The organism is Streptomyces capoamus (genome assembly GCF_014654935.1).
Lineage (GTDB): Bacteria > Actinomycetota > Actinomycetes > Streptomycetales > Streptomycetaceae > Streptomyces > Streptomyces capoamus.
The window spans coordinates 165,039-176,591 of the sequence record NZ_BNBF01000013.1 but is presented as its reverse complement, the minus strand read 5'-3'; the positions used below and the strand labels follow the sequence as shown (position 1 = coordinate 176,591).

Genomic DNA, 11,553 nt, shown 5'->3' with positions numbered 1-11,553 from the left:
GGGCCAGCGGTCCGTCCAGGTGAGCAGGGCCGACGGCCCCGAGAACCTCATCAAGCCCGGAACCGTGCTGTTCACCAGCGCCGTCCTGCAGCGGGCCGTTGTCGACGACATCAAGCAGGTCCCCGCCCACACCAGCTGACACTCACGGAGGCACGGAGCCGCCACGGGACCGAAGTCCTGGGGCGGCTCCGCGCATGTCCACTACGCGGTGAGCGGCGCAGGTGGGACGACAGATGCCTCAGGCTGATCACGCCGAAGCCGCCGTGTCGCCGACCTCACGGCTAACAGGACCCGACAGCCCCTGAGCAGCTCAGGTCAGACACCCTTTTGGGCGGGCTCCAGGATCACCACGCACTCCACGTGGTGCGTCATCGGAAAGACGTTGGCCTGGGCGGGTCACAGAAAAGCCCAGGTCAGATGCACTTTCTCGGCTCATCGGTCTGTATACGGACGCCCAGAGCGTCAAACGAGCGTCATAGCCGACAGTCGAGACCAAGATCCATGCCCTCCCCGATCGCATCTCCCACTGCTGGTCCGATGCCAAGCTCGAGGAGGTCGGCCGCCGCCACGCCCGCGGCCGCTTCGACCACGAGGACCTGCAGGCGAACGTCACGGGCGCCGAGCGGACTGACGACCAAGCCTCGCCGCCTACCGTGTGGAGGAGGCAGGCCACCATTACCGCTCTCCGAATCTGGGCCGCGGAGTGGGCCAACGACCTCGCGCCCCAGCTCCTCAAGGAGTCCCATGATCCAGACATCGGGGCCGACTCCACCAGCTCCACAATGCGCTTCCGGCAGGAGCATCGCCGAAACCACACTGCATGTCATCCAACCGGGACCGGAACCGTCCGACGTTGGCAGAGGGTCCCCGACCCGACCGGTGTCGGCATCCCGACCTGTGCACCTACGTCTTCAAGGGACCCGTGCAAGCTGCACTTCAGCGGCCCCGCTGTCACGCGCAGCCATCTCGGGACGCCCCGCGGTGGCTCCTGACCCGTACGAACCGTGACGCTCAACTATGCAGCCCGGGGAGTCTGCGAAGGGGCTGCCCGGATGCCGACGACCTCCACTTCCACTCCCCACGACCGCAGTGTCTTCGCCGTCTCGACAAGCGTCACCTGGGAGAAGGGAAACAGCGTCTCCGGGGTCAACTCCTCCGTACCATCCTTCAAGAGAATGCCGAACACGAGACGCCGGGGGACGAAGTCGAGGGGCATGATGCGCCTCCCCCTGCTCTGCTCGAAAACCTTGCGGGCGAACTGCGCGCGCACCTCAGCCGACTCCTTGAGCATCTGAACAGCCACCAGCCCCTGACTGAAAAGGTGGCTGAGCGGACCAGACCGGTGGGCGCGCTTCACCAGGACCAGCGTGTTGTCAGGTGTGAGGACATCGCAGATCTCTACCTCATTGCCAGCTTTGAGCGGGTTGCCTACGTTCTTGCGGTCGAGGCAGACGTAGCCGTCCCCCATCCGGGCGACCGACTCGTTGTACAGGTCCTCCTTCTCGCCCCGTTCCCAGGCAGGCAGCTCCACCGACGGCGGACGGTTGATCAACCGTGTCACGGTGTCCTTGATCGCGGCGAGGTACCGCGCCCCGATCTCGTACCACTCGCAGTCCATCAGGAGGAAGCGTCGTTCCCCGAGGGAGATACCGGCCTCGATCCACCGCAGCAGGGGTGTGGCGACGAGCCGGTCCTCGTGAGCGGCCCGGTGGTGACGGTAGAGGGTGACGGTGCTGCGCCGAAGCGCGGCCAGGCGCCCGCCTGCCGGGCGTGTGCGCAGCCGGTCCAGCACATGGTCGAGCTCGAAGGCCTCCCCCGTGGTGACACCGCAGCCGTCGATCCTCAGCTGGACGGCGCCAGCAGCCTGGTAGTACGTCCAGTGGTCCCCGGGGACCCCCAGGGTGATCCGTCCGTCGGCGGGATCGCCCAACGCAGCCTCGAGCTCCTGCTCAAGGAGGGCCAGCGTTGCCGTGTCCTTGACCGGTGTGATGTGCTCGACGAATTCCAGCGCGGGATCGGGAGAGTCGTCACGGCACACCCGCGCGATCTCCCGGATGTTCGCGACCAGGTCGGCCGGCTCGATCCCGAGCGGAAGCCGGAGTCCGGCACCCCCTTCCACGCTGACGGTGACGCCTCTGCCGCTCTGAGCACGCGTAAGACCGTTGGACTGGAGGACGCCACGCAGGCTGGTGACGAACTGCTGGTGCTCGCGCACGCCGAAGCGCGTGACGGACGTCCCGCCAGGCACGAGGGCGATGTCGGTCCTGGCCTCGCCCATGGTGTGCGCGATGAGGCCCCTCACCTGCAGCGGGTCGACCTGGCGTGCGGCGTAGCGGAGCCCGAAACGCCGGTCCTTCAGGCGGTCCGGGATCAGGCGGTGCCCCTGGTCGTACCCGATGGCGTACACCTCCCCGTCGACGGCGAGCATGAGCAGTGCGGCCGTCCTCCGGACACGCTCGGAAACGTCGCATCCGGTGGTGCGGGCGATCTCGTCGCACCAGGCCGCCTTCTCCTTTTCGATTCCAGCGCTGAGGAACAGCCAGGGCACCGGGAGCCTTTCGTGGTGGGCGTCGTGGAACTCGGCGTCGAGCGAAGCAAGCTGCTCGTGGTCGAGGGCCGCGCGCATGCCGTCCCGGTTCGGGACGACGTCGACGAGACGGTAGAGGGTGCGAAGGGACGTGCTGGGAGCCATGTGTGTCTCCAGTCGGTCGCGTACGTCACCGGTCTCAGGACCGCGGACGTGCCGGTCGGGTGACGGACATCGACATTGACAGGCGAAGTCCACGTCCAGAATCTGACTGCCTGATAGCACCTGCTATCAGGCTTTCCTGCATTGGCACTTCCAGGTCGGTCGTAGAGTGCGAACGGCGCCGGTGCCGCAGCACCGTGGTCGGGCGAAGAGGGGGACCGAAATGCCCAGCACGCACGAAACCCATGCTCTCGGCCCGTCCGGGGAGACGACATGGCGCATCTCGTCAACGGAGATCGCGGCTCTCGCCCGGGTGGAGCGAGCCGTGCCTGCCAACTGGCGCCGCCGCCACGGCGACTTCCCGGAACCCATCGCCCGGGACGGCGGCCGTACCTTCTTCGACGGCCGAGAGATCGTCGATTGGCTTCTGACGACGGGCCACGGCAATGCCGACGAGAACGACCTGGGCACGGAGCTGGCACTGCACAGCCTCTCAGCCTGGACCTCGCGCATTCCCGGTCGGCAGCTGCTGGACGTACTGACTGCGCTCATGTGCCTGCGCCACCACGAGGGCGTACCACTGCTTTCGGGGGAAGACACCACTTGGGAGTCGATCGTGGAGCGGGCTGGAATGCTGGACGAGAACGACACCTGTCTGATCAGCGAGTTGACCAACGCCGGCCCTTGGGGACCGCCGCTGTCCCGGCTCGCCGACGAACTGGTGGCGGCCGCCGCGAACACAGGCCGACGCCACGGTGGCATGCTGGCGGTTCGTCACGGGCCTGCAGCGGATGCCTTCGAATGGCTGCTCGGCGTGCGCCACAGGCTGGGGTTCCACGATTTGACCGCAGACACCCTTACCCCCGGGATGACCGAGTGCATCGCGCGGCTCACGGGGATCGATGGCACGACCGACCCGGTCGTCGCCAACCCGGGTGCCCGCGGCGGAGACCTCCTCGTCGCCCTGCACTCCGCGGCCGGGCCCGATATCACGCCAAGATTCGTTGCCTCCGACACGAACCGCTCACTGGTACGTCTCGTACGACGTCGGATGCTGGTCCGCGGCGTCCTGGGACAGGCCCTTGACGTGCAGGAAGGCGAGAGTGTCCCCGACGCGGTCGACGGACCGAACGTCGTCGCCTCCGTCCTCCCCTACCTGCCCCGCGAGGAACGGCTGCCAGAGAAAACGCTGGAGCGAATCGAGGCCCTGACCGATCTCCTTGCCGAGAGGTGCACAGCCGTCGTACTCGGTCCCGCCGACGCCTTGACGGAGCCGTTGCGTCCCCACGACTGGGCCGACCGCTTCCGCAGGGATTTTCTGACCAACGGCCTATTGAAGGCCGTGGTCGCTCTGCCTGGTGGGATGATGCCGTACCGGCCGGGGTACCGCACCGCGCTCTGGGTGCTGGCTCGTACACCGGAGCAGGAGAAGCGGGGCCGAGTCCTCCTCGCCGACTTGTCGGGCCAAGAGATGACCGAGCGGACTCTCACCGGGATCACCGAGGACATCCGACGGTGGCGAGCCGGTGGCTGGGGCAAGGACGGTCTCCCCGCGCTCCACCACGGCGTGATCGTGTCCGTCGAGAGGCTCAACAGCCGTGCCGGTGCCGCGCTCACGGCCCGGACGCGCGCTACTACGGGGGCTCGGGACAGGGTCCTTCGCATGGCCGATCTGGAACTTGGGCTGAAGGAGCTCGGCGAGCGGGCCCATCGCGAGTCCGGTGCGGGTGGCCAACTGACGGCCCATGCCTCACTCCGCCCGGAGAGCAGCACCCCACCGTCCACCACCATCGCGCAGCTGCGCAAGGAGCGTCGCGTGCGTATGCTCCCGGGGCACAGGATCGCCACCGAGTACCTGCTGGACCGCGGTGACCACAACGTCCTGACCCCCGCCGAGGTCCTTGGCAGGAAACCGGTCGGCACCCACCGCATCGACCGGGCCCTGCTGATGACGGCATACCGGCACGTCGCCTTTACCGAACCCGGTGATCTTGTGATCACGGCTCAGCCAGAATTCGGCGCGTACATCGACGCGGGCGGCTTCTCCGTCGTCGCCTATCCCGCCCGCGTGCTGAGGGTCCGGTCGGAGGCCGCGCGCCCTGTGCGGCCCCGGGTTCTGGCCGCGTTCCTGTCCATGGCAGCCGCGGAGTACCGGCGCACCCGGGGCTCCGTACACTCCGCGCTGACGCTCGAAGAGCTGGAATTTCCCGATGTCGGTCCGGTGGAAGCCGATCGTCTCGATGCCCTGCTCGAGGACATCGAACGGCGGTCATCGGTACTGCGGCAGCAGATCGGGGCTCTCGACGAGCTGGGGAGCCTCGCCACCGCCGGGATGGCCGACGGCACCCTTACCCTGCATGCCGACCAGTGATCCGCCGCTCAAGGAAGAGGAAGCGCTGCCATGCCGTCGCGGATGAACCGAGCCGACGTCCGAACCGAGCTGTCCGGCGTACCGGGCTCCGGTGAGATCCAGCACGTCTTGTGGACAGCCGCGGACAAGCTGCGTGGCTCGATGGACATTGCCCGGTACAAGGAGTTCCTCCTCGGCCTGGTCTTTCTGAAGTACCTATCCGACGCCTTCGACGAGCGCCGCGCCAAGCTCGACGAGGAGCTCGCCGAGGAAGGCATGAACGCGGCACAACGGGCCGTCTTCCTGGAGGACAAGGACGAGTACATCGGCTACGGCGCCTGCTGGGTGCCGGAGTCCGCCCGCTGGAACGCCATCGCTGCCCGCACGGGGAGCGAGGACATCGGCCGGTACCTCGATGACGCGATCGACGCCGTCATGCGAGAGAACCCACCGCTCGCCGATGTCCTGCCAAAAATTTACGGTCAGGAAGACATCAGCTGGCGTCGTCTCGCCGAGCTGGTCGCCCTCATGGACGACGCGCGGTTCACGGGCCCCGGAGGCAGGCCGGCACGGGACGTCCTGAGCGCGGTGTACGCGGACTTCCTCGACAGGTTCTCCCGGGCGGAAGGGAAACGAGGCGGTGACTTCCACCCCCCGGGGAGCGTGGCCCGGCTGCTGGTGGAGATGTTGGAGCCGTACGCGGGCCGGATCTACGACCCGGTCTGCGGCACGGCCGGGCTGCTCGTCCGGGCAGGAAATTTCGCTGCCGGACGCGAGACCACGGCACACACATACGGCTTGGCGGTGCACGGTCAAGAGCGGGATGAACGCACGTGGCGGCTGGCGAGGATGAACCTCGCGCTGCACGGTGTCGAAGGCGACCTGGCGTGGGGGGATTCCCTCGGCGAGGACCGGTACCCCGGTCTGGAAGCCGACTTCGTCCTGTCCATTCCCCCCTTCAACCTCAAGGAATGGCCACGAAACCCGGAGGACCCGCGTTGGCGGTTCGGTGTGCCGCCGCAAGCCAACGCGAACTTCGCATGGTTGCAGCACATCATCGCCAAGCTCGGAGACAAGGGCACCGCCGGCGTCGTTCTGGCCGGTGCCTCGGTCACTCGCGGCCGGGGCCGCGAAGACGAGATCCGCCGAGCGTTGGTCGAGGAAGATCTGGTGGCCTGCATGGTCGCACTACCGCCGCTCCTTTTCCGCGGCACCGGCGTTCCCGTATATCTGTGGCTCCTGGACAAGGACAAGTCCTCCCGGGGAACCAAGAACCTGGAAGACCGGCGTGGCCGCATACTGTTCATCGACGCCGGGGCCATGGGCGAGACAGCGGGCCGAGGAGAGCGCACCCTCTCCGACGGGGACCTCGCGAAGATCGTCAGCACGTATCGCGCATGGCGGGGCACGGCCTCGGCCGGGGGCAAGCGGTACAAGAACGTTGCCGGATTCTGTTTCTCTGCGGATGTGGCGGACGTCCGGCGCGAAGGCCATGTGCTGTCGCCGAACCGGTACATCGCCGAGGTCGGTGTCGAGTCGGCTGCCGAACGCATCGGGCGCCTGACGAAGGAGCTCGATGGGCTCTTCGGCTTGGCGGACGACCTGACGGAGGCGGTGCGGGCGCAGTTGCGGAGGGTCGATGGCTGACTGGAAGTTCGTCGAGTACCAGTCGCTGGCCGCGCCCGAAGACCGTTCGGCCTTCGCCATGGGCCCGTTCGGATCACGGATCACGAAGGAAGATTACGTTCGGGACGGAGTACCCGTCATCCGCGGGACGAATTTGGCACGGGGAATTCTCGACGGTGAATTCGTCTACATCACGGAGGAGAAGGCGGACGAGGTGCTGTCGGCGAACGTCTTCCCGGGAGACGTCGTGTTCACCCACCGGGGTGCCATCGGCCAGGTGTCCGTGGTACCTCGCAGGCTGGGATACAGCCGGTACGTCATCGATTCGTCCCAGCTGCGGTCCCGGCTGGATCCGGCGAGAGCACTGCCCGAGTTCTACCACTACTGGTTCCGGTCGGAGGCGGGACGGCGTTCGCTTCTGACCCACACGTCGGCTGTGGGCGGGTCGGGCATGGCCGCTCCCCTGACGTCGATCCGCACCCTTCCGGTCCCGCACCCTCCGATGGCCGAGCAGGAGGGGGTGGTCGCCGTTCTCGGCGCGTTGGACGACAAGATCGCCGCAAACAGCCGCATCCTGGCCGCCACCCGCGAGCTGGCACTGGCACATTACGACCGGGCCGTCGAGTCGGCAGACGCTGTCCGGGTCGCCGTGGGGTCCGTCACGAGTGCGCTGCACCGGGGCGTCACACACCGGTACACGGACGCCCCTGATGGGGTGATCTTGCTCGACCAGGAGTGCGTCCGAGAAGGCCGGGTGATCACCGAGTCCGCGCGCCGGGCGCTCAGGGAGGAGGTGGACGCCGCCAGAATACTGCAGCGCCACGACGTGCTGGTCACCTCGTACGGCGCCGGCACACTCGGCCGTGTCGCCCGCTGGACCGCGGACGCGAATGCGGTGCCGGGCGCCCGTCTGCTGACGGTCCGCTTCGCGCCTGAACTGACCGACCCGCTTTGCGCGGGGTTCGCGATGCTGCGTGCACAGCCCCGCATCGAGGCCATGGCCGAGGGGACGCCCCGGCAGACCTTACTTCGGGAGACCCACCTGGCAGCCCTGGAGCTCCTCCTGCCCGCCGACGCCCACCGACCCGCGCTACGGGCTACGCTCGATGCGCTGGAGAACCGGGCCGACCACGGACAGGCTGAGTCGGCCACCCTGGCCGAGCTCCGCGACAGCCTTCTTCCCCAGCTGATGACGGGCCGCCTGCGGGTAAGAGACGCCGAAGCAGTCGTGGAGGACGCTACGTGACCAGCCTGCCCATCGAGGCCGAGTTGGCGCAGCTCACGGTGACCGAGCTGACGCGGCTCGGCTGGGAGGCGTGTCCCGGAAACCGGCTCGCGCCCGGGTCCGGCCACCGCCGCGACTGGGACGGTCTGATCCTCCACGACCAGCTCCGCGAGGCGATCACCCGCCTCAACCCTGGCCTGCCTCCGGAGGCGGTGAGCCAAGCCGTGTCCGTCGCGGCCGGTCCTGTATCCCAGGACGCGTACACCGAAAACAGGCAGACGCACGCGTATATGACCCATGGGATTCGATCCGTCGTCTACACGGACGAGTTCGGCGCACGGCACAACCCCCCGATCCGACTGATCGATCTGAGGAACGCGGACGCCAACAGGTACATCGTGTCGACCGACACCGCACTCGCCGGCGGGGACGGGCAGCGTCGCCGCTTGGATCTCGTCCTCTACGTCAACGGGCTGCCGGTGGCCGTGATCGAGACGAAGCGGGCCCAGGACGGGGACGGGGCGCTGCGAGGGGCGCACCGCACGATTCAGCGGTGTGCGGAGGACTTCCCCGCCGCTTTCCGCTACAACGCCGTCACTCTGCTCTCATCTGGGACAGAAGCCGTATACGGGACGCCCTTCACTCCGTACGAGCAATATGCTGCCTGGAACGTAGACGAGTCGGGCCGGCCTGTGCGACCGGACCAAGCCGGTGAGGGAGACGCGACAGCGGAACAGCTGGCCCTGCGTGGCCTGTTCGACCGGACCCGACTGCTGCGCTTCGTCGATGGGTTCATCGACTTCACGTCCACCGGGAAGCGCATCGCCAGACCGCACCAGTATTACGCAGCAACCAAGGCCACACGAAGCGTGGTCGACGCCTACCGCACCGACGGGCGGGCAGGTGTCGTGGCGCACGCCGCCGGAAGCGGCAAGTCCTGGACCATGGTGTTGACTTCCGGCGCCATCGCTCGCGACCCGGCACTGAACTGGCCTACGCTCGTCGTTGTCACGGACAATACCGAGCGCGACCACCAACTGTTCGCGACTTTCCAGGAGCACGGGCCTCCGCTGGAGCCCCTGTACCACGCGGACTCCCGTGAGGAATTGCGTGGGCTGCTGTCCGACATGCGTGCCGGCGGCACCGTCTTCACCACCTTGCAGAAATTCGGCCTCACCTCACGTGAGCACACGTCAGGGTCCGGACACCCCACGCTGTCCGAACGGCGGAACATCGTCGTCATCGTCGACGAAGCCCACCGATCGCACCGTTCCCTGCACGCCCGCCATCTCCGCGGGGCCCTGCCGAATGCAACCCTGCTCGCCTTCACCTCCGTACCGCTCTCGTCAGCCGACCGGACGATCCGCCAGGTGTTCGGACGCTCCATCGACACCTATGACCTCGAGCGGGCCACCTGCGATGGGGTAACGGTCCCCGTCCACTACGAGGACCGGACCCTCGAACTCGCCGGGGAATCCTGGCCGGATCTTCCAGAGTTCGACGAGGAGTCCGGACTGACTGCAGGATCCGGACGCCGTCGCACCGAGCGGACCGTCGCCGATCTGAACACCACACACGGCAGCCCGGCTCGGGTCCACGCCCTAGCCTCCGACCTGGTGGAGCACTGGGAGCAGCGTCGCGCGCACATGACGCCGTTCATCGGCACACCCGGCAAGGCCATGGTCGTCTGTGCCACACGTGAGATGTGCGTGCGGATGTTCGAGGCCATCCGGGAACTACGGCCCGGGTGGGCCCATCAGGCGGTTGACCACGGCACGATGAAGATTGTCTTCTCGGGCTTGGGCATGGATCCGGATCGGCTGCGTTCCCATGCTCTGACTCCAGCGGAGCGCTCGACGGTAGTCAGACGGGCCCAGGATCCTGACGACGAGCTCGAACTGCTCATCGTGCACAGCATGCTGCTCACCGGCTTCGACGCGCCGCCGGTCCACACCATGTATCTGGACCGCTCCCTCAAGGGCAACCTGCTGATGCAGGCCATGGTTCGGGTCAACCGTCGCTTCCGCGGCAAGCCGGACGGTCTCCTCGTCGGCTACGTGCCTCTTGCCGACAACCTCCGGCAGATGCTTGCCGAACGCTCCGACACCGGCCAGGCCGTCCGATACGCGGCCGCGGACATCGACACGGCACTGGATGAGCTGCGCAAGGAGTACGACGCCTTGTGCGGCATCCTCGCGGACATCGACTGGCGCGCGCTGCTCGCAAGACCAGGTCCCCGGTCACACCTGGAAGCCGTACTAAAGACCTTGAATCATCTGCGCGACCCCCGCACTCCCGGAAACGACACTGCCGACCCGGCCCGCAATCTCGGGCAGCGCTATCGCGAGCACGCCTATCGCCTGGAGCGCTTCCATGCACTGACCTTCGCCAGCACCAAGATCGCGGAACGGTTTCCAGATGCTCCGGACTGGCGATCCGACCTGAAGTTCATGACGCAGGTCCGTACCTGGATGGCCAGATTCGACGCCGCAGACCGCGAGGCAATCGGCCCGGATGAATCCCAAAATATGGCGCACATGGTGCACCAGCTGGCGCAGACCACCGGACCGGAGGCGCCCGCCACAGGACTCCAGGCGTCCGAAACCCCGCACTTGGCCACCGAGGCCATGCGGCGGCTGGTCGAGCGGTCCGTACACGAAGTCACCCAGCACAATGTCGTACGGCGCGGCGTCCTGTCGGCACGATTGCGGGACCTGACGAGCGAATACGAACGGCAGCGGCTCACCAGCGGGGAGATCATCGCCGAGCTGACCGAGATGGTGCACGAGATAGCCTCGGACACCCACCGCGGTGAGCGGTTCGACCCGCCGCTGAGCCAGGACGAACTCGCCTTCTACGACGCGATCGCCAGCCACGGCAAGGCCCGCGACCTCATCGGTGACGCAGCGCTTGCCGACATCGCCCGCGGGCTGGTGACGGCTGTGCGTCGGCAACTGACACCCGACTGGGTCTCCCACGAACCGGTCCGCGCCAGACTGCGCAGCACCATCAAACGGCTACTCGCCCGGCACGGATACCCACCCGCCGAGGTCTTGGACGCGGTCGAGCTCATCACCAAGCAGCTGGAGTATTTCGCCCGAGAGTGGACGCGAGAGGAATTCAAGGACTGACGGCTTTGACAAGCAACAGTCCACACTACGCGGCGATGACAACCTTGACACCGGACGGCGAACACGGTGGACCTCGTGCCGCAGGCAAGTGTGGTTCGAAAACCGGGTGCAGCGCATGCAGCCGATATCCTCAGACTCGACGGCGAAGACGGTTCGCTCCTCGTCTCCGTGCCGGAGCAGGAACCAGTCCATGAGTCAGGTCAGTCGGTACCGGTGACGCCCGCCCTCGGTACGGCAGACGCGTCACCGTCATCGAGGCACCGCAGGTTGGTGAAAACGGAAGGTTCCGCAAAAGCCCAACACATCGATTGACCCGCGCTATCTGATCCAGGACGACCACCTCACGCCCCGTCAGAAGCAGCGTCAAGAACATTTCCCGAACCCGTCCCTTACGGAGTTGAGGCCGAGCGTTCTCGACTCACGCCTGCTGCGAAACCGCAGGTGAGACGCATGGCGGGAACCTACAGCATGCTCCACGCGGTGAACCTACGGAAACATGTCGGCACAATCCGCCCGCAACCTGGGGAATCAG

5 protein-coding genes are annotated in these 11,553 nt (G+C 67.0%); 4 read left to right on the top strand and 1 reads right to left on the bottom strand.

What is annotated here, in order from left to right; all coding sequences use genetic code 11:
- Positions 1-1,015: 1,015 nt before the first annotated feature.
- Positions 1,016-2,692, bottom strand: coding sequence for a DUF6119 family protein (locus IE312_RS21455; RefSeq protein ID WP_189984014.1), 1,677 nt, complete (start codon positions 2,690-2,692; stop codon positions 1,016-1,018).
- 220 nt (positions 2,693-2,912) lie between these two features.
- Here IE312_RS21455 and IE312_RS21450 point away from each other — a divergent pair, with 220 nt between their 5' ends.
- From IE312_RS21450 to IE312_RS21435, 4 genes are read left to right on the top strand one after another with little or no spacing between them, the layout of a single operon-like run.
- The gene (locus IE312_RS21450; RefSeq protein WP_189983973.1) at positions 2,913-5,060 is read left to right on the top strand and encodes a DNA methyltransferase family protein; all 2,148 of its coding nucleotides are present in this window, start codon (positions 2,913-2,915) and stop codon (positions 5,058-5,060) included.
- A 30-nt stretch (positions 5,061-5,090) separates the two neighbouring features.
- Positions 5,091-6,686, top strand: coding sequence for a type I restriction-modification system subunit M (locus IE312_RS21445; protein ID WP_189983972.1), 1,596 nt, complete (start codon positions 5,091-5,093; stop codon positions 6,684-6,686).
- Complete coding sequence (locus IE312_RS21440) at positions 6,679-7,911, top strand: restriction endonuclease subunit S (RefSeq protein WP_189983971.1); 1,233 nt, start codon at positions 6,679-6,681, stop codon at positions 7,909-7,911. The genes IE312_RS21445 and IE312_RS21440 overlap by 8 nt, the downstream gene beginning before the upstream one ends.
- A complete protein-coding gene (locus tag IE312_RS21435) occupies positions 7,908-11,021 on the top strand; it encodes a type I restriction endonuclease subunit R (protein WP_189983970.1) in 3,114 nt (1,037 codons plus the stop codon). The genes IE312_RS21440 and IE312_RS21435 overlap by 4 nt, the downstream gene beginning before the upstream one ends.
- Positions 11,022-11,553 lie beyond the last annotated feature (532 nt).

Bases quoted from the DNA above. Each gene is read 5' to 3' on its own strand.
- IE312_RS21455 (WP_189984014.1), bottom strand. From the start codon at position 2,692: ATGGCTCCCAGCACGTCCCTTCGCACCCTCTACCGTCTCGTCGACGTC.
- IE312_RS21440 (WP_189983971.1), top strand. From the start codon at position 6,679: ATGGCTGACTGGAAGTTCGTCGAGTACCAGTCGCTGGCCGCGCCCGAA.
- IE312_RS21450 (WP_189983973.1), top strand. From the start codon at position 2,913: ATGCCCAGCACGCACGAAACCCATGCTCTCGGCCCGTCCGGGGAGACG.
- IE312_RS21445 (WP_189983972.1), top strand. From the start codon at position 5,091: ATGCCGTCGCGGATGAACCGAGCCGACGTCCGAACCGAGCTGTCCGGC.